Raw genomic sequence first — 25,510 nt, forward strand, 5'->3', positions numbered from 1 at the left:
ATTTATAACTTTATATGTATAAAAATATTGTTTACGGAATATTTTTAACTGTTTTGGTAGTATGTCTTTCTTTTTTATACATCTTTATCAGACATATTCCGCCTAATTTAAAAGGGGTTCTTTTTTCCTTAAACAAGAAGCATCTGTTTTTTTCCTTTTTATCTTTGTTTTCTTTTCATACTTTCGATAACTTGAGGGTGTTTTTTATTTCAAGGGCTCTGGGTTTAAGGTATCCTTTTTGGTATGGATATAAGGTTTCTTTGGTAAGCACCTTTGGAGCTACCATAACCCCTGCTCATTTAGGTGGTGAGATTTTTCCTTTTTATACGTTAAGAAGGGTAGGAGGCGAGATAGCTCAGATTCTTAGTGTAATTACCCTCAAAGGTTTTGCCGGTTTAGTTTTTTATCTTTTGTTTTTCCCTTTTATGTTAGAAAATCTCGTAAAGCATCCTGAAAAGGCCTTAGAGCTTTTACTGATAATAGGAAGTTTGTTGGCTATTTTGGGTTTGGGGTTTATAGTAGGAAAGGTTATCTTTAAAAAAAGACCTCAGATTGTTTCTGGTTCGTTTTTGTTTAGGTTAAAGTTTAATTTTTTGAAATATTTACTCATTTGTAAAAAATTCTTTAAAATCCATAAAAAAGTATTTTTTTTAGCCATTCTTTTTAGTCTTTTTATGTACATCTCCTTTCTTATGGTAGGAATTTTTTTGGTTAAGGCTTTTTCTCAACAAGCTCCTTTTTGGGCTTTGTTTTCAAACCAACTCCCTTTACTCTATGCTATCTTTATAAGCCCTACCCCAGGAGGCAGTGGGGTAGGAGAATTAGGGGCGATAGTAGTTTTTAAGGATTTTTTAACCGTTGAGTCCATAGGGATCTTTGCCATGCTTTGGAGAATACTTAGCCAATACCTTAGTTCTATGATAGGTGGAGTTATTTTTTTTGTGATGGGAACAAAAGACCTTTTAAATAAAAAGAACTCTCAAACAAAAAATAGTTTTTTTAAGGAATGCTAAACCTTTTGAATCCATACTGTTGTCTAATAATCCTAAGAAATTGTCTTTATGACCTTGGAGTTTTAAAAAGTTTTAAGTTAGAGGTCCCGGTTATTTCGGTGGGGAATCTTTCTGTAGGTGGCAGTGGAAAAACCTCTTTGATAAGATATCTTGCAGAAAAACTTTCTTGTTTAGGTAAGGTAGCCATCGTATCAAGAGGTTATAAAAGAAAGTCTAAAGGATTTCAGTTAGTTTATTTTCAAAAAAAAGTCCTTCAACCGGTGGAAAAGGCAGGTGATGAGCCTTACCTTTTGGCTAAGGTGTTTGAAAAAAAAGGGTTAGACCTGGTGATTATCGTTGACGAAGATAGGGTAAGAGGGGCCAGAAGAGCGATCAAAGAGTTTGGTGCAAACCTTATTCTTCTTGATGACGGATTCCAACACAGAAGACTTTTTAGAGACATAGACCTTGTGCTTTTAAAAAAAGAAGACCTGAACCAAACGTTATTACCTTTTGGAAAACTAAGAGAACCTCTTTCAGGATTAAAAAGAGCTACCGCCCTTATCCTTACCTATCAAGAACTTTTTCCTTTTGATTTTGAGTTTAACCAAAAACCAGTGTTTAAGCTTTACCGAGAAAACTGGCAGGTTTTAAATTACAGGTTAGAGCCTGTGTCTATTCCAGAAAAAGAGTTTATAGCCTTTTGTGGGCTTGGAGATAATACCCAGTTTTTGGATATTGTAAAACGTTTAGGTCTTAGAATCAAACGCTTTATTGCTTTCCCAGACCACTACGATTATCGAACCTTTGAAATATCGTCTAAAGAAAACTATCTCACCACCTTAAAAGATGGGGTTAAACTTCCATGGTCTGAAAACTTCTTTTTTTTAGATTTTTCTGTAAGAGTAGAAGGTCTTCTTGAATTTATACAAAAAACATTAAAAAATAAAACCTCAATGGGGTAGATAACATGAAAATAAGAGCTATTTTATTCATTGTTTTTTTGCTTTTATTTTTTACAGGTTCTGTCTTTGCTAAAGGTAAAATGTTAATTCTTGGTACAACCACTTCTGTAGAAAATTCAGGACTGTTAAGCTATCTTTTACCTCAGTTTGAAAAGAAGACCGGAATAAAAGTAAAGTTGGTTGCCAGAGGTACAGGGGCTGTGCTTGAAATGGGGAAAAGGGGAGATGTGGATGTAGTGTTTGTCCATGCAAAAGATCTTGAGCTTCAAGCAATAAAAGAAGGGTTTTTTGTTAATAGAAAGGAGGTGTGCTATAACGATTTTATCATCGTTGGCCCTAAGCATGATCCAGCTAAGATAAAAGGGGCTAAAGACGTGATTTCTACCTTTAAAAAGATCGCCCAAGCCAGAGGTTTTTTTATTTCACGAGGAGATAGGTCAGGAACCCATTTTAAAGAACTAAAAATATGGGAATTAGCAGGCCTCAATCCTAAAGGAAAACCCTGGTATCTGGAGTCTGGTCAGGGGATGGAAAAAACTTTATTTATAGCTAACGAAAAAGATGCTTACACCCTTACTGATAGGGGAACATGGCTTGCTACGAAAGGCCGTCTAAAATATTTAACCATTCTCTTTGAAGGAGACCCTTTTCTTTATAATATATATAGCGTTATGGCGGTAAATCCTAAAAAGCATCCTTATGTAAACTATGAAGGAGCTATGAAATTTATAGACTGGATTACCTCTCCTGAGGGACAAAAACTCATAGGGTCTTTTAAGGATAATTTGGGAAACGTACTTTTTATCCCTAAGTATAGGTAGCCATGGATTTTTTGATAGAGGCTTTTAAACAGGCCTTTTTTCTTATCGTTAATTTAGATAGAGAGCTCCTTGAGATCATTCTACTTTCTTTAAAGGTATCTCTTTCAGCGCTTTTATTAGCTTCTGTTTTGGGAGTCCCGTTTGGGGCGTTCTTAGGGATGAAGGATTTTACAGGTAGGAGTTTGATCATAATTTTTTTAAACACCGGGATGGGATTACCCCCTGTGGTGGTTGGTCTTTTTCTTTATATGCTTTTTTCAAGAAGTGGGCCTTTAGGTTTTTTAAACCTTCTTTATACCCCTACTGCTATGGTAATCGCACAGTTTATCCTTGCCCTTCCTATAGTAGCTTCTATCTCTCAAGCCTCTGTAAGAAAGGTTAGTCCTATAATCAAACTTACGGCCAAAACCCTTGGAGCTACCCCTTTTCAGATTGCCTTGACCTTGATAAAGGAAGCCCGCTATGGGATATTTACAGGGATTTTAGGAGGATTGGGAAGGGTAATGGCTGAAGTGGGGGCTATTTTGATTGTAGGAGGAAACATCGCTGGTTATACCCGGGTTATGACCACCACCATAGCTTTGGAAACCGATAAAGGAAACTTTGAGCTTGCCCTTGCTTTAGGTATAATTCTTCTTTCTATCTCCTTTTTGATTAATCTTTTGTTATACTATATTCAAAAAAAAGAAATAAGAACCAACCTATGAGTTTAAAACTGGTAATTTCTAACCTTTGGAAGGGATATAGGGATAAAACCGTTTTAAAAGATCTATCCTATGTGTTTGATGAGAAAAAAGTCTACGTAGTAATGGGGCCTAATGGAAGTGGAAAAACTACCTTTTTAAAAATCTGTGCTTTACTTGAAACACCTGATAAAGGAGAGGTCCATTACTACAATTCAACCAATAAGATTTTACCTAAAGATATTAATCTTCTTAGAAAAATTACTTATGTATTTCCTGAGGTAGGTATTTTCAATACTTCAGTTTTTGATAACGTAGCCTATGGATTAAAAATAAGGGGTTTTAACAAAAAAGAGATAAACTCTAAAGTAGAAGAAGTGCTTGATTTCGTAGGACTGTCGCATAAAAAAAAGCAAAACGCATTAACCCTTTCAAGTGGAGAGGCAAAGAGGATGGGCCTTGCAAGGGCGATGGTGATAAAACCTGAGTTTCTCTTTTTAGACGAACCTACAGCTTTTGTAGATGCTGAGAACGTAAAGCTTATCGAAAGACTTTTAATTCAGATCAAAGAACAAAAAACCACTACCATAGTCATAGCCACCCACGATAGTCCCTTTGCTTTTACGGTTGGAGATGAGATTTTAAAATTAGAAAACGGAAAAATTTTGGGGTAAACTTAAGTATTAATTCTTTATCTAAAAATAGTTATAAGTTAAAAATAGTTGTAAATATTTGCAAAATAATTCTCCTTGGCTAAAATAGTTAAGATGTTATATTAATAAATATAAAAACTATGGCAGGAGGGTTAAAAATGTGGTTTAGGAAAGGTTTGATGGTAGTAGTTTTGTATGTGTTTCTTGTCGTTTCTTCTGGTTATGCTTCTTCTATTAATTTTGAATATTATACCTATACAGGTGCAAAAAATAGTCTTACCAACCATAGAGGAAAGTATGTATTACTTAATCTGTTTGCAAGCTACTGTCCTTCTTGTATGATAGAATTAAACGCTTTAAACAAGGTATCTAAGGTTTGTCCTGCTTCTAAGGTTCAAGTAGTGTCTCTTATGGTAGACAAAGAATCAGGATATCTTATTCCTAAGTTGGTGAACTCTAAACAATTAACTTATGAGGTTGGTTTAGCTCCAAACAACCTTAACAAGATTTTTCCAGATTTTTCTAAAGTTCCTACCACCTACCTTTTGAACCCAGAGGGTAAGGTGATAGAAAGAATGATAGGTTTTAAATCAGCAGGAGCTTTTTTAAACATTTTAAACAAATATGTAAGCTGTAATTAAAAGGTCTGTGTTTAAGGAGGAAGAAAATGGGATTAAACCCAGTACTTGAGGTAATAAAAAACAGAAGAAGTATAAGGTCGTTTAAAAAAGACCCTATTCCAGAAGAGTATTTAAAACTTATTTTAGAAGCCGCTATCTGGGCACCTTCAGCCGGTAATCTCCAGCCCTGGCATTTTGTCGTGGTGCGTAACCCAGAACTCAAAAAACTTTTATCTATCGCAGCCTTAAACCAAACTTTTATCGCCCAGGCACCTGTAGTTATCGTAGTATGTGCTTTACCCTGGATATCAAGCTCCCGTTATGGTAAACGAGGAGAGGAACTATACTGCCTTCAAGATACAGCTGCAGCTGTTCAAAACATGCTTTTAGCTGCTGCCTCTTTAGGAATTGGTAGTTGCTGGGTTGGAGCTTTTGACGAAGAAGCGGTAAAAAAGATAGTCGGTTTAACCAATAAAGTAAGACCTGTAGCTCTTATTCCTATGGGATATCCTGCTAAAATTCCCACACCTCCTCATAGAAAACCAATCCGTGAAGTAGTCTCTTGGATATAAAACTTTAAATTTTTTCCTTTACTTTGTTTAGATTTTTTTATACAATCTTAAATATATAAGACCTAAAAAGAGGACTTAGGATGGAGATTTATGAACTACAAACTAAAGAATGTGCTCATTTGAAAGATATCGCCGAGGCTATCTTAGAGGCTCCTTCGGTAGGAATTCTGATTTATCAGGAAAACATAGTTTATGCTAATAAGTTTTTCTTAGAACTTACCGGATATTCCTTAGAAGAACTAAACAGGATGAGTATTTTAGATATTTTCACAGCCGAAGAGAAAGAATATCTTAAATCCATAGTAGAAAGAAGGCTTAGAGTGGAAAGGTTTACAAGGGTTTATAACGAATTAAAAATTTTAAGAAAAACTGGGGAGATAAGGTATACCCTTACTTTTGCCAACACCATCACCTATCAAGGTAAGCCAGCAGGTTTTGTGGTTTTGATAGATATTACCAGGCAGAAAAGGCTTGAAAACATAGTTTTGATGCTTAGAGAGGTTAACCAGACGATAACCAGTTCCCTAACCGAAGAGGAGGTTTTTGAGAAGATTTGTAAAAACCTGGTAGAGAAGATAGGGCTTAGGTTTGTTTGGGTAGGGTTTCCTGATTGGGAGACACTACTTATTAAACCTATGTATTACTATGGATATGAGGCAGGACTTTTTGAAAAAATCAGGGTTTCTGTAAGTGGAGATGTTCCTGAGGGAAGAGGGGCTTTGGGTACAGCATTAAGAGAAAACAGAATTGTCATAATCTCTGACATAAGAACTGACCCTCGTTTTTATCCTTGGAGAGAAGAGGCTTTGAAGAGGCAGTATCTTTCAGTAGCAGGGATACCTATCTATAAAGATGGTAATCCCTATTGTGTGTTAGGGCTTTATGCTAAGGAGCCCAATTTTTTTACCGATGAAACTTTAGGGCTTTTAGAAGAGCTGAGGGGAGACATAGAGTTTGCTTTAAAGCGGATAGAGGAGATCAAAAATAATGTTATTATCTCTCAGGCTCTTATCAAATCTCCTGCAGCTATAATAGTTTTGGACGAAAAAGGAAGGATAACTTTTTGTAATGAAACTGTATCTAAGAGTTGTGGCCTCAGTTTTGAAGAACTTTATGGGAAATCTTTAGAGATATTAGGCTTGCAGGGTCTTGATTATGATTTTAATCAAACTTTTTTTCAGGTTATATCACAAGAAGATAAAGAGTTTTCGGATATTTTATTCTGCACCAAGAACAATATTTATTTACAGACTAAGATATATCCTTTAAGAATTTCAGAAAAAGAACGCAGGTATCTTTTAATAGGGAGAGATGTTAGTACAGAGAGAGAACTTATCTATAAATTAGAGAAGGTCACCACAGAGGATTTACTTACCGGTCTTTTAAACCTTGATGGGCTTGAGAAAAGAGTTAATAAGATTTTGGAAAGAGTGGACGAAGGCTGTTTGATAGTTTTAGACATATTCAATTTTGTTTACGTAAACCAAACTTATGGTTTTGAGACAGGAAATAGGATTTTAAAAGAGTTAGGTAATTTTTTTAAAAGTCTTTTTCAAAAAAGCAATCAATTAACAGCCAGGATCGGATCTGATGAGTTTGCTTGTTTTTTGGAAAAGAAGGAATATCATAATATTCAAGGATTGATAGAGAAGCTTTCTTTGATAAAAGAAATGGTCTTTAATATAGACGGGCAAGAAATAGCCCTTTCTACAAACATCGGTATTAGTTTTTATCCTCAAGATGGAGGTAATTTTAGGGATTTACTCGAAAAGGCATCTCTTGCCTTAAGTGAGGCTAAAAAAGTTGGAGCAGGAGAATTTAGATTTTTTGCTCAATTTATGGAGTTAAAAGCACAGGAGATCATTTCTTTAGATTATCTCTTAGAAAAGGCTTTAAAAGAGAATCTTTTTGTTTTTTACTACCAACCTTATTTTAAGGTGGAAGACCTTTCTTTAGCAGGGTTAGAGGCTTTGGTTAGGATAAAGGTAGATGGTGCGGTTTACACCCCATCACAGTTTATAGATTATCTGGAGAGAAGCAGGTTTTTACCTAAATTTGAGGAGTGGATGTTTGAGGAGATAAGTAAAAAGATTGAGAGGTTTAGGGTACCTATTTCGGTGAACATTTCTGCCCGTTCTTTTAATAGAGAGGACTTTATCGAGAGGTTTTTATCGTTTTTTCAACATAAGGAGGTCAGATTAGAGATTACGGAAAGGGTTTTTATAGAAAATATATTATATGCGAAAGAGATCCTAAAAAGGGTTAAAGAGAAAAATATAAAGGTGATGATAGATGATTTCGGGACCGGGTATTGTGCGTTAAGTTATTTAAGGTTTTTACCGATCGATGTGATAAAAATAGATATGAGTTTTATTAAAGATATAATAAAAAATAAGAAAGATAAGGACTTGGTTGAAGTGATAGTACTCTTAGCCCAAAAATTAGGTATAGAGACTTTGGCTGAGGGGGTTGAAACCCAGGAACAGCTTGATATAATAAAACAGATTGGTTGTACTTACGTACAGGGTTTCTTGTTTGATAAACCCATGCCAGAAGATGAACTTCTTGTTAGATATCCTTTCATAGCCGGGGTGGCGGAATAGGTAGACGCGCTGGATTCAGGATCCAGTGGAGATACCTCCGTGCGGGTTCAAGTCCCGCCCCCGGCACCATTCCTAAGGTGTAAGACATACTCTCAGGAATCTATTCTTTACCACACTCACCACACGTAACCCCTTCAATAAACCTATCAATCACCAATCCCTTTTTAAGTAGAGCAGGTTACTACTGGTAGGGCATACCATCCTCCTACAAACTAACCTCTCAAAACATTCCCTGCCCTGTAGCCTATTCTATTCAAGATATATTTTAACAAGGCAACTTGTTTTAAGAGATAATTTTTGAAAAATAAGGGGTAAGTTGTTTTTTCTATGTCCAAAAAGTCTTAATTCCTTTTTTTACTGTTATCGTTTTGACTGTTTGAATGATTTTGGAGTAAAAGAACGAGTAGAATAATATTTTGAATTTTCCTAAGGATTTATGATTGCATAGTGCTTAAATACAAGGTATTATTAACTTAAAAAAAAGTTGTTTAAAAAGATGAAGAAAAATTCTTTTTATGTTAGTTATTTGTCGATAAAAGGAATTTCCTCTATGATTAAGGTTGAAGGGCTTGTTAAATACTATGGGAAGGTCAAGGCAGTTGATGGGGTAAGTTTTGAGATAAAATCAGGAGAGATATTTGGACTTCTTGGTCCAAACGGTGCAGGAAAAACTACGATAGTAAAAATTTTAACTACCTTAACCAAGCCTGATGCTGGGAGATGTTTTATAAACGGTTTTAACGTGATAGAAAAGGCCTATGAAATAAAAAAGCTTATAGGGGTGGTTCCTCAGGAAAATAACTTAGACAGAGATCTAACAGTATACGAAAATTTGTTTGTCTACGGAAAGCTTCATAAAACAAGTCAGTTAAAAGAAAAGATTAAAAATTTATTAGAAACAGTAGGTCTCTGGGAGAGAAAGGATGCTTTAGTTTCTAAACTTTCAGGCGGGATGCAAAGGAGGCTTCTTCTTGCAAGGGCATTGCTTTCAGACCCAAAGGTTTTGTTTTTAGACGAACCATCTATCGGACTTGACCCTCAGATAAGAAGACATCTCTGGGAGATAATAAAAAGAATTAAAAACCAAGGCAAAACAGTATTTCTCACTACCCATTACATAGAAGAGGCAGAGGCCCTTTGTGATAAGGTAGGTATCTTATCCAAAGGAAGGCTAATAGCCCTTGGTACTCCTTCAGAGCTTAAGCAATCAGCAGGGCTTTTTACCGTAGAATATATAGACAAAGAAGGAAGGCTAAAACTGTGGACTTTCAAAACTAAGGACGAAGCCTATGAGTTTGCTAAGAAAAACGAATTGCCTTTGATTATCAGAGAGACTAATTTGGAAGACATTTTTATCAAACTTACAGGAGAAAGGATAGAATGATGGATTGGTATCCTGTATTTTTGCGAGAACTTTTGATTTTTAGAAGAAGGCTTTTAAAGTTTGGATATCTCCTTTCTGCCATGATGCTCCCTATTATCTACTTTATCGTTTTTGGCCTTGGGCTTGGAAGGATGGTTCAGATGGAAGGTAAAAGTTATCTAAGTTTTCTTATCCCAGGATTGGTAGCCATGACTTCTATGACCAACTCTTATACCTGGATTGCCAACTCTATAAACCTTAATCGACTTTATTTTAAAACCTTTCAAGTGTTGTACCTTGCTCCTATTTCTTACAGTGCCATAATCATTGGAGAGGTGCTTGCTGGCATGTTAAAAGGACTTCTTGCCGCAAGCTTGATCATCGTTGTGGGATTTTTGAGTTATCCTAACTTTGGGTTATCCTTACCCTTTTTGTTGGCTCTTTTTCTGAACTGTTTTTTGTTTGCAAGTCTTGGTTTCTGTGTAGGGATGTCTGCTAAAGGCCATGAAGAAACAGCTACCTATTTTAATTTTTTCATCCTTCCGATGGGATTTTTCTGTGGAACCTTTTTTCCGATAGAACGTATCCCTGACTTTTTAAAACCTGTAGTTTTTGTGTTACCTCTTACCTATACAAACATCCTTATAAGAAAAGAAACCTTCGATACTTTGGCCTTAGGGTGTGTTTTAGTCCTTGTTTTTTATAGTGTTATTTTGTTTGGGTTGGGATTTAGAGTGATTAAGAATTATAGTGAATAGCCGAGATTTAAGTATTAAGGATTTTTAAACAAAAGAAAAATCCCAGATACAATGAGAAAAATAGCTAAGATTTTTATAAGATGCAACTCTTCTTTTAAAAACAGGATAGCAAACAGAGTAGAAACCAAAGGATATACCGAGGTTAGCGGAACTATTTGAGAGGCATTTTGAGATTTAAGCAGGGTAAAATAGGTTAACATCCCCAAAAAACCTCCCAAGATCCCGCTTAAGGATAATACGGCTATATTTTTAAGATTTAGTACTTCTGGTTTAAACGCCCCTGTGAGAAAAACAGCTAAGCTTAATCCCATAAGAGCGGCAGAGGTCCTGATAAAAAGCGCTAAAAGAGGGTCTACGTTTTTAAGACCTATTTTTTCTATGATCGGACATATTCCCCAAAGGGTTATAGTAAGAAGCCAAAGTATTAGCGTTGATTTTTCCATGATTTTTTAAATACTACCTATACTGGTAATCCCTAAAATCAGATTGGTCAACCAGTTTAATATAGGGTAGATAAACTTGCTAAGCACACCGGTTATGGCTAAAATTAAAATAAAGATAAACCCAAACATTTCAAGTCTTAGGTAGTTAAATCTCCAGGTTTTTGGTAAAAATTTAACAATAACCTTACTCCCGTCTAAAGGGGGAATAGGCAAAAGGTTAAAGATAGCCAGACCAAGATTTATTTTTATACCTAAAAAGCACATTAGGGCAAGAGGTTGGGAAATCACAAAAGAGGAGTAGTTTAAATTTAAGCCATAAAATAAATGAAAAAGGAACCCAAAGATAAAGGCAAGCAAGATGTTGGATAAAGGTCCAGCTATAGAAACAAGAGCCATGTCCCTCCAGGGGTTTTTAAAATAGTTGGGGTTGATAGGTACTGGTTTGGCCCAGCCTATGGCTTGGGTAATAAACAGAGTTAACGTTCCAAAAAAATCAAGATGTTTAATAGGGTTTAAGCTAAGCCTTTTTGCGAGTTTAGGGGTAGGATCCCCTAAAAGATAAGCTACAAGGCCATGAGAAAATTCATGGACCGTTAAGGCAAGTAACAAAACAGGCGTTAAAAGTATAAAAACCTTAGGGTCAAACATTAAAAATTCAACTTAGAAATTTCTTTTAGGTTTTTCAAGATAGAGACCGCCATCTTTACCTGAAAATCTTCTTCAGGAGAGGTCCAAGGTTTTAGTAAATCCTCTTCGTCTTTGTCCTTAGGTTTTTCTTTAGTAGTAGCTTCAACCATCGCAGGTATTTCTATGTCAGGAGAGATACCGATTTTATCGATGCAAACTCCACTTGGGGTGTAATAAAAAGCAGTAGTTAGTTTTACAGCGTATCCGTCATCAAGAGGGATAACAGTTTGGACCCTTCCTTTACCAAAACTTTTCTGACCAAGGACAAGGGCTCTTTTATGGTCCTTTAACGCACCGGTGACTATTTCAGAGGCTGAGGCTGTGCCGTGGTTTATAAGGATTACGATAGGATAATGGTGTTTTCTGTTAGAGGGGTTAGGTTTGGCTTCAAACACCATTCCTGAATCTTTAGCCTTGCCTCTTACCGACACAATTACCCCTTTTTCTAAAAACTCGTCTGCAATATCTATTGCTGAGGATAAAAGTCCTCCTGGATTATATCTAAGGTCTAATACTATACCTTTTAGTTCCTTTTTCTCAAGCTCTTCCAAAGCATCTATCAACTCTTGATGGGTTTTTTCTTGAAAGTTGGTAATTCTCACGTAGACGTAGCCAGGCTCAAGAACCTTAACCTTAACACTTTTTATAGGAATCACATCCCTAACCAGGGTGAGTTCTTTTATGTCTTTATCGTTCCTGAGAATGGTTATTTTTACCTTTGTTCCTTTAGGACCTCTTAAGAGTTTAACCGCCTCTGTAAGACTCATCCCTTTGGTAGGTTTATCTTCTATCTTTAAAATTTTATCTCCTGGCTTGATACCTGCTTTCCAAGCAGGAGTATCTTCTATCGGGGCAACGACAGTGATTACGTCGTCTTTTATGGTAATCTCGATCCCAATACCGGTAAAGGTTCCCTTGGTTTCTATCTCAAGCTCCTTGAACTCCTCAGGCTTCATCAAAGAAGAATAAGGGTCTAAAGAATTTAGCATTCCGTTTATGGCTCCATAGATAAGGTCCCTAGGTGAAACCTCTGTTACATAGTTGTCTTCTATGAGTTTTAATACCTGAGAAAAGAGTTTTAAATATTTATAGATTTCATCGTTTTTTTCTTTAGTAAACCCGTTTGAAAAGGCTATGATTACTAAAAGAATTACCCCAACCAAGGGATAAAATAATTTTTTATTTTTTGAAAATCTCATAAAAACTCCTTTTTTGATAATTTTATTTTCAAATTAAAACCTAAATTACAGGTTTTTCAAGGTGAGGTTATGGGGTTGATTTAAAAATTTTTATATGTTATTTTTAAAAAAGTTTTTTAAACTAACCTAAAGGAGTTGAAGAATGAGGTCAATCTGGGATTTTATTTCTTCGATTAAGGTTGCCATAGTTTTGTTTTTCCTTATAGCTTTTTTTTCCATTTTAGGAACTATTATTCCTCAGGCTCACCCCTCAGATTTTTACTTGATGAAATACGGACCATCCTTAGGCCGGTTGATCCTTGCTTTTCAGCTTGATGATTTTTATCATTCTGTATTGTATATTTTTTTACTATTATTTTTCATGGTAAACCTTGTTAGCTGTTCGATAAAAAGGATTAAGTTTAGCTGGAAGCTTTTTAAAAAAAATCCTGCAGAAGTTGACCCGCATAAATTACCTAATGCTCAAGAGACTAGATTAAAAAAAGATGTTTCTCAACTGATAAATCTATTACAAACCTTAGGGTTTAAACAAAAGGAAACTCCAGAAGGAATTTTGTTCTATCAGGATAAAAATCGGATAGGTTATTTAGCGGTATATTTAGTTCATTTTTCTTTGGTTCTGATAATAGTAGGAGCTATCGTAGGTGCTATTTGGGGTTTTAGAGGTAACATGTATTTGTTAGAAGGGGAAACCTCTAATCAGATAAACCTTTTTAGGAAGGACCATCCTGTTATAGTTGATTTTTCTGTGAAACTGAATAAGTTTACGATGGAAGTTTATCCAGACGGAACTCCTAAAGAGTATGTTTCAAATGTGACTTTTATAGAAAAAAACAATAAAACAGTAGATGCTTTGATCAAGGTTAACCAGCCGGCTAAATATAAAGGAATTACCTTTTATCAAGCAAGCTATGAAGAATTGCCTAAATTTACTATAAGAGTAAGTATAGACGGGAAAACCTTAGAAAAACAAGTTGATCCTACGGTACCTGCAGAAATAGGTGATAGATACGTGCTTATGCTTGATGCCTATATGGCTCATCAAGGTTTTGTGGTAGCTAAGTTTAATCTATTAGATCAAGAAACAGGGGAGGGGGACGAGATTTTCGCTATCGAGGGTAAACCTTCAGAGTTTAAGATAGGTAAAAATGTAGGGAAACTTGAACTTAAAGGCCTGGTTGATAAGTTTTACATGAGTGTGCTTCAAGTTAAAAAGGACCCAGGAGTTTGGTTGGTTTACATGGGTTTTCTGTTGATGATCTTTGGGTTGATAGGGGTATATTTTCTTGATCCTCAAACCCTTTGGGTTTTTCTGAAAAGAGAAGAAAAAGAAACTTTTATAAAGATCGGTGGGATGATAAAAAGAGATAAAAGCGGTCTTAACTTAAGTTTAAACGAGCTTTTAAAGAAATTAGAGGCTTAATTATTAAGTTTTTCTCTTAGATTTTAGTTTTTTTCTTTTTTAGTTCTTCTTAAGCTCGTCCTGTTTAAATTTTCAATAAATGATTGCGTTAAATCTTGACTTTTTATATCTCTTTTTTAAACTAATTTCTTAAAGGGCTTAGAAAAGACCAAGGAGGTTTAAGGAATGAAATGGTCAAGAAGAGATTTTTTAAAGGTAGTTGCTGCTTCTGGAGGAATTGGAGTTATAGGGGCTACACAGGTAGATAGATTATTAGGTTTAGGGCGTAAACCCGAAGGTAAACCGGTATATATTCCTACGGTTTGTGAGATGTGTTTTTGGAGATGTGGGGTTATGGCAAAGGTAGTAGACGGAAAGGTGGTTAAGCTTGACGGACATCCTGCACATCCTCAATCAAGAGGTAAGCTCTGTGCCAGAGGTCATGGAGGAATAGGTCTTCTTTATGACCCAGACAGGCTAAAACATCCTTTAATAAGGGTTGGACAAAGAGGAGAGGGTAAGTTTAAAAAGGCTTCCTGGGATGAAGCTTTAAATTATGTAGCAGAAAAGATGCTCAAGATTAAAGAAACCTATGGTCCGGAGTCTGTAGCCCTCTTTACCCATGGAACTATATCTACTTATTTTGTTCATCTTTTATGGGCCTATGGTTCTCCTAATTTGGGTATGCCTTCTTATGCCCTTTGTAGAGGGGCAAGAGACATAGCCTTTAAACTTACCTTTGGTGCACCTGTGGGTAATCCAGAAAGGGTGGATTTAAAGAATAGTAAAGTTATCGTATTGATGGGGTTTCATATAGGAGAAAATGCACATAACTCCATGTGTCAGGAGTTTGCAGAGGCAGTCGGAAAGGGAGCTACAGTTATCGTAGTAGACCCGAGGTTTTCTACCGCAGCAAGCAAAGCTAAATACTGGCTTCCTATCAAGCCAGCTACCGACCTTGCTTTGCTTTTGGCCTGGATAAATGTAATCATAACAGAGGGGCTCTATGATAAAGAGTATGTAGCTAAATATACCGAAGGTTTTGATAAACTGGCTGAAGCAGTGAAAGAATATACTCCTCAATGGGCTGAAAAAGAAACAGACATCCCTGTTTCTTTGATCATAGAGACTGCAAGAATTATGGGAAAAAACAAACCTTCTGTCTTAATTCATCCTGGAAGACATACTGCCTGGTATGGAGATAATACTCAAAGAGTAAGAGCGATAGCGATCCTTACTGCCCTTTTAGGAGCTTATGGAAGGCCAGGGGGTATATATCTTCCACCAAAGAATCCTTTGTCTGAGTATGGTTTTGGAGACTTTTGTGGAGTACCTTATCCAGAACATCAAAAACCTGAGATAAATAAAGGGCCTTACCCTTTTACCGAAGAAGAAGGGGTTATCCCTGAGATTATAAAGGCAACCCTTACGGAGAAACCCTATCCTATAAAGGGATGGTTGATTACAGGGACTAATCTTATTAAATCTACTCCTAATCAGAGGGATACCATCGAGGCTATTAAAAAGTTGGACCTTGTAGTAGCGGTTGATATGATGCCCTTTGATCATGTGCTTTATGCAGATGTGGTTCTCCCAGAGTGTACCTACCTAGAAAGATATGATGATATTTTTGTGGTAAAGGAAAGAAGCATAGGGTTAGCCTTGAGACAACCGGTTGTTAACCCGATGTATGATACCAAGCCTGGTTGGTGGATAGCAAAAGAGTTAGGAGTAAGGCTTGGTTTAAAGGAATATTTTCCTTATAATGATTTTGAGGATTTTCTTAAGGCTAAATGTGAGGCTCTTGGATTAAATTTTGAAGAGCTTAAACAGAAAGGTTATATAGAGATACCAGACACAGCCAGTCCTTACATCGATGAGGCTTTTGAGTTTAAATTTAAAACTCCTTCTGGTAAGATAGAACTCTATAGCAAGCAATTAGAGGAAGCAGGTTTTCCTTCTATTCCTACCTATACCAAGCATGAACAACCGCCTCAAGGTTATTTCAGACTTATTTATGGTAGGGTACCTGTGCATACCTTTTCACGGACTACTAACAATCCTTCTTTATGGGAGCTGATGAAAGAAAATGCTGCTTGGGTTAACGCTAAGGTAGCTAAGAAGTTAGGACTTAAAAACGGGGATTATGTGGTCCTTGTTAACCAGGATGGAGTTAAAAGCAATAAAGTTAAGCTAAAGGTTACCGAAAGGATTAGGCCAGATTGTGTTTATGTCCCTCATGGATTTGGAAGTTTTTCTCCTATGCTAAAAAGAGCTTATTTAAACGGTGCAGACGACCAACAGCTGATAACCAGATATGCTGTAGACCCGATTTCTGGAAGTGTGGGAATGAGGGTTAATTTTGTTAAGATAGAGAAGGCTTAAAGGGAGGTGACATAAAATGCCAAGATATGCCATGGTTATAGATGTAGAAAAATGTGTAGGGTGTATGGCTTGTGTTATAGCGTGTAAAAAGGAGAATAAGGTAGCAGATGGTTATTTTAGGACAAGGGTGGTAGAAGAGGTTAGAGGAGAGTTCCCCAACCTCAGGATGGAGCTTAGGTCAGAGCTTTGTAATCATTGTGAGATTGCTCCTTGTATAGATGCCTGTCCTACCAGAGCTTCTCACAGGGCAAAAGATGGAACCGTTCAAATAGACCATAAAAAGTGTATTGGATGTAAGGCCTGTATTTTAGCTTGCCCTTATGACGCAAGATACATTCGTCCTGATGGAACAGCTGATAAGTGTACCTTTTGTCAGCACAGATTAAAAGAAGGGAAAACACCTGCTTGTGTAGAAACTTGTTTAGGAAAATCGAGGATTTTTGGAGATTTAGATGACCCTGAAAGTGAGGTGTCTAAACTTTTAAGGACCTACGATGCTGCTGTAAGGCTCGAATGGGCAGGTACTAAACCTCGTGTTTTTTACGTTAACAAAAGATTTCCAGGGGGGGTTTTAACCATGGTAGAAATAACCATTACCGGGACCAACTCTATCACCTTTCCTCATTTTGAGGTATGGGACTGGAGGATAGTGTTATATCTATTTTTAGGAGGATTGGCTGCAGGAACTTTGGTTATGTGTTCTATCGCCAACCTTAGGCCTACCAAAACAGTAGAAGAGTTAGCCAAATGTGTAAGAGCTCCATTGATTGCTTTTGTCATGCTTGCTGTAGGTGCTCTTTTTATCATCCTTGAAATTAAAGCCCCATGGCATCTTTACTGGGGATATTTGACCTTTCAGCCTCTTTCTCTTATGTCCTGGGGTACTTGGGGTGTTCCTTTAGTTTTGTTTTTTAATGCCCTTTATATTCTTGCTGTGTTGCCTGAAGAACAAAAACATTATCTAAAGTTTGAATTTTTAAAAAGATTTTCAGATAGGTTAAAACCAAGAATGAGACTGATTGCCAAAATAAACTTTGTGGCAGGTATCTTTTTGGCTATTTATACTGGTATTCTTTTAGCCTCTTTTTTGGCTGTTCCGTTATGGAATAACGCGACCCTCCCTATTTTGTTTTTGGTTTCTGCTCTTTCAGCAGGAGCAGCTTTGATAGTTATCATAGCCAAGGATGTAGAAATCAAGTATCTTTTTACAAAAATAGACGTATGGCTTATCGTCATAGAACTTTTGCTTATACCTCTTTACTTTTATGGGTTATATGTTTCTTCTGCCCCTTACAAAAGGGCGTTAGAACCTTTCTTTTCGTTTAAAGGAGAGTATTTTATTTATACCCTTGCTTTAATATTGATCTTTTTATTTTTACCTCTTGCCTTACGTATGAAAATCGGAGAAATTACCGAGTTTGAAGAGCACGGACTTCCTTATCAGTTTACCAGAGCTCAGATTTTGAGGATGAACATAGCCGCTATACTGGTAATCACAGGAACTCTAATCTTGAGAGGGGCTATAGTTTATGCTGGACAACTTATTAAGCTGAGTATATATTAATTAAATTAATATATAATAACCTTTTAGAACTAAACTCAAAAGTTCTTGCATTTTTAATTTTATACTCTAAACTTATCTAAGCAAAAAATTAAGGGAGTAATATATGAAAAGATTGTCGGTAGACCTGGGATGGGGCGATCCGATTATTATTGAAACCGGAGAATATGCTAAGTTTGCTGATGGATCAGTTGTAATAAGACAGGGAGATACAGCTGTTTTGGTAACAGCAGTGATAGGGCAGTCTTTGGTAGAAGGGGTAGATTTCACCCCCCTTTCGGTAGACTATAGAGAGCAGTCTTCAGCATGGGGAAAGATACCTGGAGGCTTTATAAAAAGAGAAGGGAAACCTACGGATAGAGAAATTCTGGTATCTCGAGTTATAGACAGGTCTGTTAGGCCTCTTTTTTCTGAAGGTTTTTTTTACGATGTGGTGGTGACAGCCTTAACCCTTTCGGCTGATGAAAAATATGACCCAGATGTATTAGCTATTACTGGGGCTTCTACTGCTTTGATGCTTTCTCAAGCACCTTTTGAAGGTCCAATCGCAGGTTTTAGGGTTGGGAGAGTGAACGGAGAGTTTATCCTAAACCCTACCTATGAGCAAAGACAACAGGCAGACTTAGAGCTGATTGTGTCTTGTTCTGAAGATGCTATCGTGATGGTAGAAGGAGGAGGAAAAGAGGTAGAAGAAGAGGTTGTTCTTGAGGCGCTTTATTTGGTTTTAGATAGAGCTAAACCTTTGATAGAGGCTCAAAAGAAACTTATAGAAGACTTAGGAAAACCTAAGGTGAATGTAGAGTTGCCTTCTGATTGGTTAAATATTATAGAAACCTTAAACAGTTTTGTTAAATCAAGAATTGAAGAGGCTTTAAGCATACAAGATAAACTTCAAAGAAAGGCAGCTTTGGCACAAATTTTTGAAGAATTTGTCAATCAGCATGAAAAAATAGCCTCGCAGAAAGTTTTACTGGGGTATCAATATAAAAAACTGATAAGCAAGGTAATGAGAGAGAAACTTTTTAAAGAGGGTAAGAGGATTGATGGAAGAACTCCCGATGAGATAAGGCCTATAGATATTAAGATTCATCCCTTTGAAAGACCTCATGGAAGTGCGGTTTTTACCAGAGGACAAACTCAGGTTTTTGCAAGCGTTACTTTAGGTTCAAGAGAAGAGGCTCAGTTGGTAGAAAGTATTTATGAGGGAGAGGTTTTTAAGAGGTTTATGCTTCATTATAACTTTCCTCCTTTTTGCACCGGAGAAGCCAGACCTTGGGGCCCCCCGAGAAGAAGGGAAATAGGTCATGGGGCTTTAGCTGAAAGAGCTTTAGAACCTTTAATTCCAGAGGAAGAAGTTTTCCCTTATATAATCAGGGTGGTAGCTAATGTTTTTGAATCAAACGGTTCTTCCTCCATGGCAACGGTTTGTGCTGGTTCTTTAGCATTGTTTGATGCAGGAGTTCCTATTCGTAAGCATGTAGCAGGGATTGCGATGGGTCTTATTTTAGAAGAAGGGAGGTCTTTAATAATAACAGATATTTTAGGAGAAGAAGACCAGCTTGGAGATATGGATTTTAAGGTTGCTGGTACCAGGGATGGGATTACTAGTATTCAGATGGATATTAAAATTAAAGGACTTTCTAAAGAGGTTTTAGCTGAGGCTCTTTCAAAGGCTAAAAAGGCAAGAGAGTTTATCTTGGATAAGATGTATGAGGCTATATCTGAACCAAGAAAAACCCTTTCTCCATATGCTCCGAAGATCGAAATCATAACCGTTCCTGAAGATAAAACCCATCTTATAATAGGTCCAGGGGGAAAGACAGTTAAGGAGATCAAAGAAAAAACAAATACCAGCATCTGGGTGTTAGAGGGAGGTAAGGTCAGTATTACTGGACAAACTCAAGAAGAGGTAGATTTAGCAAAAAAACTGATAGAAGCTCTTGTATCTGAGGTAGAAATAGGTAAGATTTATGAGGGAAAGATAACCAGGGTAGAGCCCTATGGACTTTTTATTGAGGTGTTACCAGGGAAGATAGGTCTTTTACATGTTTCAAAAATGGCGAACCCTCCAAAGGATTTGAAAAGTGCTTATAACATAGGTGAAGTAATCCGGGTTAAAGTAATAGAAATAGATGACCTTGGGAGACCTAAGTTTACCGATCAGTTTTAAGATTGGCTAAAAACAAAATGGAAAAAAAAGACAGAGAATACTTTGAAAAAGTAAAAGAAACTTTTGATTATTTAAAAAAAATCGCTCCTTTTCGACCAGATATCATCATAACTTTAGGTACAGGTCTATCTTCTTTGGGGGATAGGGTCAACAAGCTGGCTGTCTTTCCTTATCGTGAACTGCCTAACTTTCCTCGGTCTACAGTAGAAACTCATAAAGGAGAGCTTTGTTTTGGGATTTTAGAAAATAAAAGGGTAGCTGTTTTACAGGGAAGGTTTCATTTTTATGAAGGCTACTCAGCTAAAGAGATAACCTTTCCTTTAAGGGTTTTAAGTCTTTTTAGACCTAAACTATACTTAGTGTCTAACGCCGCAGGGGGACTAAACCTAAACTTTAAACCTGGTGACTTGATGGTTATAAGAGATCATATAAATCTTATTCCAGATAATCCTCTTAGAGGAATAAACAACGAAGAATGGGGACCAAGGTTCCCTGATATGTCATGTGCTTATGATAAAGAGATGAGAGAACTTTTTAAAAAAGTTGCGTTAAGGCTCGGAGAAGAGGTAAGGGAAGGGGTATATGTAGCGGTTCCAGGTCCAAGTCTTGAAACCCCTGCTGAAACAAGGTTTTTACGGATGATAGGAGCAGATGCCGTGGGTATGTCTACTGTGCCAGAGGTGATAGTTGCAGTTCATGCAGGATTAAAGGTTTTAGGAATTTCTGTTATTTCAAACGTAAACGATCCAGACAACTTTATTCCTATCCTTTTTTCTGAGGTGGTTGAACAGTCTAAAAGAGCAGAAAAACGGTTAGAAAAACTTATAAGAGAATTTTTGAAGGAGCTTCGTTTATAACGACCATGGCTAAGTTGCTCATTAATTATGCTCCTTTTGAGATAAGAGTAGGTTTGGTAGAAAACGGACAGTTGGTTGAATTTTATGTAGAAAGGCCTTCAGAAAAAAGTTTAGTAGGTAATATTTATAAAGGAAAAGTAGTTAGGGTGGTTCCTGGTATTAACTCTGCTTTTCTTGACCTTGGTCTTTCCCGTACAGCATTTTTGTTTGGTGATGATATCATGCCTTCTTCAGAAATAGAATGGGAAAAGGATACGGTTTTTATGGCAAATCTATATGAAATATTGAAAGAAGGGCAAGAAATCCTTGTGCAGGTGATCAAAGAACCTTTAGGAAATAAGGGAGCAAGGGTCTCTACCAACTTAACCCTCCCTGGACACTATTTGGTTTATCTTCCTTACATGAACAGAATAGGTATTTCAAGAAAAATAAGGGATGAAAAGGAAAGAATAAGGCTGAGAGAAATTTTAGAGAGGATAAAACCACCAAACACAGGTTGGATTATAAGGACAGCTTCAGTCGGAGCTACGGAAGAAGAGCTTAAGGCAGAGATGGATTTTTTGTTGTGTCTTTGGGGGGAAATCAAAGAAAAAGCTGAAAAAATGAAGGCTCCGGCTCTGGTGTATGAAGAGCTAAACATTGCCCTTCGTGCTATAAGAGACCTCTTTACCAAAGACATCTCTGAGATAGTAGTAGACGATAAAGACTTTTTTAAAGAGATTAAAATTTTTTTAGAACGTTATTTTCCTAACTTAGCATCCTATGTAGAACTTTATCAAGGAAAAGAAGATATTTTCTTAGCCCATGGAATCCAGATCGATATAAAGAAAATTCTTTCCCGTAAGGTTTGGCTTAAGTCAGGTGGTTTTATAGTGATCGAACCTTGTGAGGCTTTTACTGCTATAGATGTTAACACAGGGAGGTATACCGGTACCAAAGAATTAGAAGAAACTGTGTATAAAATCAACTTAGAGGCTGCCGAAGAAATTGCCTATCAACTAAGACTTAGAAATATAGGTGGATTAATTATCATAGACTTTATCGATATGGAAAATCCGGAACACCAAGAGTTAGTGGTGCAAACATTAAAAGAAGCTTTGAAAAAGGATAAAGCTAAAAATAGTTTTCTACCTATTTCTGCGTTTGGTATTTTACAAATGACCCGCGAAAGGAAAAGAGACTCTCTTTATAAAGTCTTTTTAGAAAGCTGTCCTTATTGTCATGGAGAAGGTAGTATCAAAAGTAAAAAGACGATCTTCTATGAAATTTTAAGAAGGCTTATCAAAATGGCACCTCATATCAAAAACAAAAAAATAGAGATCGAAATCCATCCTGACCTTTCAGAAATCATAGGTGAGGAAATTCATTACCTTGAAGACTTAGAGAAAAAATATGGATTTAGTACCACTTTAAAGTCAAATAAAGAATTTTTAGTCTATGAATATAAATTTCACATTCTAAATTAATCTGAGTATGGATAAAAAGCCAGCTGTTTTCCTTGACAGAGACGGTACCATCAACGAAGAAATGGGGTATATAAACGACCCTTCCAGGGTTCGTCTTTTACCTGGGGTATCTGAAGGTTTAAAACTTCTACAAGACAAAGGGTTTAAGCTTATCGTTGTCACCAACCAAAGCGGACCAGCGAGAGGATATTTTCCAGAAGATTTGGTTTTTGAGGTGAACCAGCTTATCGCAAGAAGACTTGCTAAAAAAGGTGTTAAACTGGATGATTTTTTTGTTTGTTTGCATGGTCCAAATGAAGGGTGTATTTGTCGAAAACCAAACCCTGGTTTGGTTTTACAGGCTTTAGAAAAATATCCGATAGAACTTGAGAAGTCTTACTTTATTGGAGATAAGATTGTAGATGTTGAGACTGGAAAAAGGTTAGGGATAAAGACCATTCTTGTTTTAACCGGATATGGTAAAGGAGAGTTAAAGTATGTAGCTCCTAAAAAAGGGATTTATCCTGACTGGGTTGCTAAAAACCTGAAAGAAGCTGCTGAAATCATCATAAGGAACTTTTAATAAAGTTTGATGAAGATTCTTTTGGTAAAACTTTCAGCGTTGGGAGATGTAGTACAAACCCTTCCTTGTTTAACCCTAATAAAACAACAATATCCTCTAAGCATCATCGACTGGGTGGTAGACGAAAGGAATGCAGAGGTCTTAAGAGGACATCCTTATTTAAGGAAGACAATAGTTTTTTCAAAAAAAGACCTTAAAAATCCTAGTAAACTGAAAGCCTTTATCAGGAATTTGAGAGAGGAAACTTACGATTTAGCCATAGATTATCAAGGGCTTTTTAAAAGCGGGGTAGTAATAGGTTTAGCTAAGGCTAAGTTTAAAGTGGGATTTGAAAATCACCGTGAGTTAAGCCCTATTTTTTACAACGTAAAACTTCCTGGCTATGACCCTGAGGTCCATGCAGTGAAACGTTATTTACACTTGACTGAACAGGCAATACATCTTATAGATCCAGAGTTTAAAAAAGAAGTAGACACCATTCCTAAAGCGGTTTTACCAGGTTTACCTCCTCCGTTAGATCTGGTAGGAAAACCTTATATAGTTTTTATTCCCTCTGCCAGATGGGAAACTAAGTGGTGGATCTTTTCTTATTGGGAAACACTTATAGATTTGACCTTAAAAGCCTATCCTGGACTTAAGATTTATCTTACAGGGGGACCCAAGGAAGAGGAATTAAAAAATTGGTCAAGGTTGATGGAAGAAAAACACCCAGAGGTAAAATCTTTAGTAGGAAAGTTAGGATTAAAAGAGTTGATAGGACTTATTCAAAAAAGTAAACTTGTAGTAACCGTTGATACAGGTCCTATGCATATTGCCTCATCTTTAAAAGTTCCTACCATCGCTTTATTTGGTCCTACTTCTCCCTCAAGAACAGGCCCCTGGGGAGGTGATTTTAAGATTTTACAAAGTAGGTTAAAATGCAGCCCATGTTTTAAAAAGAAATGCTCTCAGTGGGATTGTATGAATTCTATTTTACCTGAAGAAGTTTTTCAGGCAATTAAAGAAAAATTAGGTCAACTACATTTTTGAAAGGTTTGATAGAGGTTTCTGTAAAGAGTAGAGGTTTCAAGTAATTGTTGATGGGTGCCTTGAGAAACGATTTCGCCTTTTTCAAACACAAAAATGAGGTCAGCCTTAGTGACGGTTGAAAGCCTGTGGGCTATGATGATGATGGTGTGTCTTCCTTTTAAATGGTCTAAAGCCTCTTGAATAGCTTCCTCGGTAATGGCATCAAGCTGACTTGTGGCTTCGTCTAAAATGATGATAGGTGGTTTTTTGAGAAAAACCCTGGCAAGGGCTATTCTTTGCTTTTGACCGCCTGAAAGGTTAAACCCTTCTTCTCCTAATACAGTATCATATCCTTTAGGAAGGGTTAAGATAAAATCGTGGGCTTTGGCTAACTTGCAGGCTTCTATGATTTCTTCTTCTGAAGCCTCAGGTTTTGCGATAAGAAGGTTTTCTTTTATGCTAAGGTTAAACAAAAAAGGTTCCTGAAGGACCATTCCGAAAAGATTCCTCAAACTTCCGATTTCAAATTCTTTGAGATTGGTGTGATCTAAAAGTATTTCTCCCTTTTGAGGTTCTAAAAATCTCGGAAGAAGAGAAGCTAAAGTGGTTTTACCAGAACCACTTGGGCCAACAAAGGCAATAATCTTATTAGCAGGTAAGAAAAGATTGATGTTTTTTAGCGTCCAGTCTGGGGTTGAGACATAACGAAAATATACTTCGTTAAAGGTAAAGCCTTGTTTAGGGGGAAGAGCCTTTAGGTTTCCTCCTGTTTCAACCGGAAGGTTAAGGACCTCTTCTATCCTTACCCAGGCACCTTGAGCCTCTTTTAGGTAAGTATAGGCTCTCGAAAGCTTCCTTATAGGATTAAAAATAAGTAGGATGGCTGTTAATACAGATAGAAAACTTCCCGGGCTCATAGCACCATTGATGGTAAGAAACCCTCCATATCCTATAACCAGAGCACCGCCTATTCCTGTAACTACATCTACTAAGCTTTTAGAACCTTCTCTGTATTTGGTAATTTTAAGGCTCCATCTGTAAAAACGCTCAAGCTCTTTAGAAAAAAGCTCTATTACCTTTTCTGGAGAAGGACTAAGTTTTATTTCTTTTATTCCCTGCAAAAGTTCTTGCATCTTGTGGGTCAATTCTCCGGTAGAAGCCTGGGCAAGCCTTCTTGCTTTTCGGGTTTTAGCCCCTAAGGCTTTACTACCAAAGATAATTACCGGGAAGGTAATAAAGGCTAACAATGTGAGGTCCCAGCGTTGATACAGCGCAACCCCTATCAATACTAACACTGAAAAGGAGCTTTGAAAAATAGTAGTTAACGCTTCACCTAAGATGGGCTCTATCTGGGCGGTGTCATTTATCACCTTTGATACAGCCTGTCCATGGGTTTGGACTGCTATTTTCTCTACAGGAAGATAAAGAAATTTTTGGAACAACTTTAACCTAAGGTTATTTATAACTCCTGCAGAGACGGCTTTCATAAAATACGCTTGAAGCAAAGAAGTAATCCCCATCAAGCTAAAGACTAATACCATCAAAAGAGGAACAAGAAAAAAATACTCGTGATGTTTTTCAACAAAAACAAAATTAAAGATAGGTTTTATAGCCCAGGTGCTTGCCCCTGTGATTAAAGAACTAACCACCGCAAAAAAGAGTCCTAACAGAAAAGTTTTCCAAAAGGGTTTAAGAAAAGATAAAATTTTTTTTAAGAAAGAAAAAAGTTCGGAAGACAAA

General features: G+C 36.7%; 22 protein-coding genes and 1 tRNA gene. 19 read left to right on the forward strand and 4 right to left on the reverse strand.

The window, feature by feature from the left end:
- Nucleotides 1–14: 14 nt before the first annotated feature.
- From G580_RS10100 to G580_RS0105260, 11 genes are all read left to right on the forward strand, one after another.
- On the forward strand, nucleotides 15–1,013 hold the full coding sequence (locus tag G580_RS10100) for a flippase-like domain-containing protein (protein ID WP_051173126.1): 999 nt from the start codon (nucleotides 15–17) through the stop codon (nucleotides 1,011–1,013).
- Nucleotides 1,007–1,957 carry a tetraacyldisaccharide 4'-kinase gene (gene lpxK, locus G580_RS0105215; protein ID WP_028841312.1) on the forward strand — a complete coding sequence of 317 codons (951 nt, stop codon included), beginning with the start codon at nucleotides 1,007–1,009 and terminating at the stop codon, nucleotides 1,955–1,957. Before G580_RS10100 ends, lpxK begins: the two co-directional genes overlap by 7 nt.
- A 5-nt stretch (nucleotides 1,958–1,962) precedes the next feature.
- On the forward strand, nucleotides 1,963–2,778 hold the full coding sequence (locus G580_RS0105220) for an ABC transporter substrate-binding protein (RefSeq protein WP_038041629.1): 816 nt from the start codon (nucleotides 1,963–1,965) through the stop codon (nucleotides 2,776–2,778).
- A 2-nt stretch (nucleotides 2,779–2,780) separates the two neighbouring features.
- Nucleotides 2,781–3,485: an ABC transporter permease gene (locus tag G580_RS0105225; protein ID WP_028841314.1), complete on the forward strand. Its 705-nt coding sequence runs from the start codon at nucleotides 2,781–2,783 to the stop codon at nucleotides 3,483–3,485.
- Nucleotides 3,482–4,135, forward strand: a complete 654-nt coding sequence (locus G580_RS0105230; protein ID WP_028841315.1) for an energy-coupling factor ABC transporter ATP-binding protein — start codon at nucleotides 3,482–3,484, stop codon at nucleotides 4,133–4,135. Before G580_RS0105225 ends, G580_RS0105230 begins: the two co-directional genes overlap by 4 nt.
- Nucleotides 4,136–4,272: 137 nt before the next feature.
- On the forward strand, nucleotides 4,273–4,755 hold the full coding sequence (locus G580_RS0105235; protein ID WP_028841316.1) for a TlpA family protein disulfide reductase: 483 nt from the start codon (nucleotides 4,273–4,275) through the stop codon (nucleotides 4,753–4,755).
- Between the two features lie 26 nt (nucleotides 4,756–4,781).
- Nucleotides 4,782–5,306, forward strand: coding sequence for a nitroreductase family protein (locus G580_RS0105240; protein ID WP_028841317.1), 525 nt, complete (start codon nucleotides 4,782–4,784; stop codon nucleotides 5,304–5,306).
- Between the two features lie 80 nt (nucleotides 5,307–5,386).
- Nucleotides 5,387–7,909 (forward strand): GGDEF domain-containing phosphodiesterase, encoded by a 2,523-nt coding sequence (locus tag G580_RS11295; RefSeq protein ID WP_028841318.1) that lies wholly within the window; start codon nucleotides 5,387–5,389, stop codon nucleotides 7,907–7,909.
- Nucleotides 7,892–7,978 (forward strand) — tRNA-Leu (locus G580_RS0105250). The genes G580_RS11295 and G580_RS0105250 overlap by 18 nt, the downstream gene beginning before the upstream one ends.
- A gap of 481 nt (nucleotides 7,979–8,459) precedes the next feature.
- Nucleotides 8,460–9,293 carry an ABC transporter ATP-binding protein gene (locus tag G580_RS0105255; RefSeq protein WP_028841319.1) on the forward strand — a complete coding sequence of 278 codons (834 nt, stop codon included), beginning with the start codon at nucleotides 8,460–8,462 and terminating at the stop codon, nucleotides 9,291–9,293.
- A complete protein-coding gene (locus G580_RS0105260; RefSeq protein ID WP_038041630.1) occupies nucleotides 9,293–10,030 on the forward strand; it encodes an ABC transporter permease in 738 nt (245 codons plus the stop codon). The genes G580_RS0105255 and G580_RS0105260 overlap by 1 nt, the downstream gene beginning before the upstream one ends.
- Nucleotides 10,031–10,044: 14 nt before the next feature.
- On the opposite strand, the gene G580_RS0105265 is transcribed toward G580_RS0105260, so the two are convergent.
- From G580_RS0105265 to G580_RS0105275, 3 genes are read right to left on the reverse strand one after another with little or no spacing between them, the layout of a single operon-like run.
- Nucleotides 10,045–10,473 (reverse strand): EamA family transporter, encoded by a 429-nt coding sequence (locus G580_RS0105265; RefSeq protein ID WP_051173128.1) that lies wholly within the window; start codon nucleotides 10,471–10,473, stop codon nucleotides 10,045–10,047.
- Nucleotides 10,474–10,479: 6 nt separating this feature from the next.
- Nucleotides 10,480–11,121 carry a site-2 protease family protein gene (locus G580_RS0105270; protein WP_028841322.1) on the reverse strand — a complete coding sequence of 214 codons (642 nt, stop codon included), beginning with the start codon at nucleotides 11,119–11,121 and terminating at the stop codon, nucleotides 10,480–10,482.
- Nucleotides 11,121–12,359: a S41 family peptidase gene (locus tag G580_RS0105275; RefSeq protein ID WP_028841323.1), complete on the reverse strand. Its 1,239-nt coding sequence runs from the start codon at nucleotides 12,357–12,359 to the stop codon at nucleotides 11,121–11,123. Before G580_RS0105275 ends, G580_RS0105270 begins: the two co-directional genes overlap by 1 nt.
- A gap of 142 nt (nucleotides 12,360–12,501) precedes the next feature.
- Between G580_RS0105275 and resB the strand changes: the two genes are divergently transcribed.
- The 8 genes from resB (at nucleotide 12,502) to G580_RS0105315 (ending at nucleotide 23,791) form a co-directional block, all read left to right on the forward strand.
- The gene (resB, locus tag G580_RS0105280) at nucleotides 12,502–13,782 is read left to right on the forward strand and encodes a cytochrome c biogenesis protein ResB (protein WP_028841324.1); all 1,281 of its coding nucleotides are present in this window, start codon (nucleotides 12,502–12,504) and stop codon (nucleotides 13,780–13,782) included.
- 165 nt (nucleotides 13,783–13,947) lie between these two features.
- Nucleotides 13,948–16,146, forward strand: coding sequence for a molybdopterin-containing oxidoreductase family protein (locus G580_RS0105285; protein WP_028841325.1), 2,199 nt, complete (start codon nucleotides 13,948–13,950; stop codon nucleotides 16,144–16,146).
- 16 nt (nucleotides 16,147–16,162) lie between these two features.
- The gene (gene nrfD / locus G580_RS11620; RefSeq protein ID WP_083960813.1) at nucleotides 16,163–17,710 is read left to right on the forward strand and encodes an NrfD/PsrC family molybdoenzyme membrane anchor subunit; all 1,548 of its coding nucleotides are present in this window, start codon (nucleotides 16,163–16,165) and stop codon (nucleotides 17,708–17,710) included.
- Between the two features lie 103 nt (nucleotides 17,711–17,813).
- Nucleotides 17,814–19,877: a polyribonucleotide nucleotidyltransferase gene (locus G580_RS10110; RefSeq protein WP_051173130.1), complete on the forward strand. Its 2,064-nt coding sequence runs from the start codon at nucleotides 17,814–17,816 to the stop codon at nucleotides 19,875–19,877.
- Nucleotides 19,878–19,894: 17 nt separating this feature from the next.
- On the forward strand, nucleotides 19,895–20,734 hold the full coding sequence (locus tag G580_RS0105300; protein ID WP_028841326.1) for a purine-nucleoside phosphorylase: 840 nt from the start codon (nucleotides 19,895–19,897) through the stop codon (nucleotides 20,732–20,734).
- Nucleotides 20,735–20,739: 5 nt separating this feature from the next.
- A complete protein-coding gene (locus G580_RS0105305) occupies nucleotides 20,740–22,200 on the forward strand; it encodes an Rne/Rng family ribonuclease (protein WP_028841327.1) in 1,461 nt (486 codons plus the stop codon).
- A 7-nt stretch (nucleotides 22,201–22,207) separates the two neighbouring features.
- Nucleotides 22,208–22,762, forward strand: a complete 555-nt coding sequence (locus tag G580_RS0105310; RefSeq protein WP_028841328.1) for a D-glycero-alpha-D-manno-heptose-1,7-bisphosphate 7-phosphatase — start codon at nucleotides 22,208–22,210, stop codon at nucleotides 22,760–22,762.
- Between the two features lie 9 nt (nucleotides 22,763–22,771).
- Nucleotides 22,772–23,791 carry a glycosyltransferase family 9 protein gene (locus tag G580_RS0105315; RefSeq protein ID WP_028841329.1) on the forward strand — a complete coding sequence of 340 codons (1,020 nt, stop codon included), beginning with the start codon at nucleotides 22,772–22,774 and terminating at the stop codon, nucleotides 23,789–23,791.
- Here the strand turns inward: G580_RS0105315 and G580_RS0105320 are convergent.
- Nucleotides 23,776–25,509: an ABC transporter ATP-binding protein gene (locus G580_RS0105320; RefSeq protein ID WP_028841330.1), complete on the reverse strand. Its 1,734-nt coding sequence runs from the start codon at nucleotides 25,507–25,509 to the stop codon at nucleotides 23,776–23,778. The genes G580_RS0105315 and G580_RS0105320 overlap by 16 nt on opposite strands.
- Between the last annotated feature and the right edge of the window lies 1 nt (nucleotide 25,510).

The organism is Thermodesulfobacterium hveragerdense DSM 12571, from assembly GCF_000423845.1.
GTDB classification, from domain to species: Bacteria; Desulfobacterota; Thermodesulfobacteria; order Thermodesulfobacteriales; family Thermodesulfobacteriaceae; genus Thermodesulfobacterium; species Thermodesulfobacterium hveragerdense.

Bases quoted from the DNA above. Each gene is read 5' to 3' on its own strand.
- G580_RS0105235 (WP_028841316.1), top strand. From the start codon at position 4,273: ATGTGGTTTAGGAAAGGTTTGATGGTAGTAGTTTTGTATGTGTTTCTT.
- G580_RS0105230 (WP_028841315.1), top strand. From the start codon at position 3,482: ATGAGTTTAAAACTGGTAATTTCTAACCTTTGGAAGGGATATAGGGAT.
- G580_RS0105300 (WP_028841326.1), top strand. From the start codon at position 19,895: ATGGAAAAAAAAGACAGAGAATACTTTGAAAAAGTAAAAGAAACTTTT.
- G580_RS10110 (WP_051173130.1), top strand. From the start codon at position 17,814: ATGAAAAGATTGTCGGTAGACCTGGGATGGGGCGATCCGATTATTATT.
- resB (WP_028841324.1), top strand. From the start codon at position 12,502: ATGAGGTCAATCTGGGATTTTATTTCTTCGATTAAGGTTGCCATAGTT.
- G580_RS0105225 (WP_028841314.1), top strand. From the start codon at position 2,781: ATGGATTTTTTGATAGAGGCTTTTAAACAGGCCTTTTTTCTTATCGTT.
- G580_RS0105270 (WP_028841322.1), bottom strand. From the start codon at position 11,121: ATGTTTGACCCTAAGGTTTTTATACTTTTAACGCCTGTTTTGTTACTT.
- G580_RS0105255 (WP_028841319.1), top strand. From the start codon at position 8,460: ATGATTAAGGTTGAAGGGCTTGTTAAATACTATGGGAAGGTCAAGGCA.
- G580_RS0105310 (WP_028841328.1), top strand. From the start codon at position 22,208: ATGGATAAAAAGCCAGCTGTTTTCCTTGACAGAGACGGTACCATCAAC.
- G580_RS10100 (WP_051173126.1), top strand. From the start codon at position 15: ATGTATAAAAATATTGTTTACGGAATATTTTTAACTGTTTTGGTAGTA.
- G580_RS0105240 (WP_028841317.1), top strand. From the start codon at position 4,782: ATGGGATTAAACCCAGTACTTGAGGTAATAAAAAACAGAAGAAGTATA.
- G580_RS0105260 (WP_038041630.1), top strand. From the start codon at position 9,293: ATGGATTGGTATCCTGTATTTTTGCGAGAACTTTTGATTTTTAGAAGA.
- G580_RS11295 (WP_028841318.1), top strand. From the start codon at position 5,387: ATGGAGATTTATGAACTACAAACTAAAGAATGTGCTCATTTGAAAGAT.
- nrfD (WP_083960813.1), top strand. From the start codon at position 16,163: ATGCCAAGATATGCCATGGTTATAGATGTAGAAAAATGTGTAGGGTGT.
- G580_RS0105285 (WP_028841325.1), top strand. From the start codon at position 13,948: ATGAAATGGTCAAGAAGAGATTTTTTAAAGGTAGTTGCTGCTTCTGGA.
- G580_RS0105275 (WP_028841323.1), bottom strand. From the start codon at position 12,359: ATGAGATTTTCAAAAAATAAAAAATTATTTTATCCCTTGGTTGGGGTA.
- G580_RS0105265 (WP_051173128.1), bottom strand. From the start codon at position 10,473: ATGGAAAAATCAACGCTAATACTTTGGCTTCTTACTATAACCCTTTGG.
- G580_RS0105305 (WP_028841327.1), top strand. From the start codon at position 20,740: ATGGCTAAGTTGCTCATTAATTATGCTCCTTTTGAGATAAGAGTAGGT.
- lpxK (WP_028841312.1), top strand. From the start codon at position 1,007: ATGCTAAACCTTTTGAATCCATACTGTTGTCTAATAATCCTAAGAAAT.
- G580_RS0105315 (WP_028841329.1), top strand. From the start codon at position 22,772: ATGAAGATTCTTTTGGTAAAACTTTCAGCGTTGGGAGATGTAGTACAA.
- G580_RS0105220 (WP_038041629.1), top strand. From the start codon at position 1,963: ATGAAAATAAGAGCTATTTTATTCATTGTTTTTTTGCTTTTATTTTTT.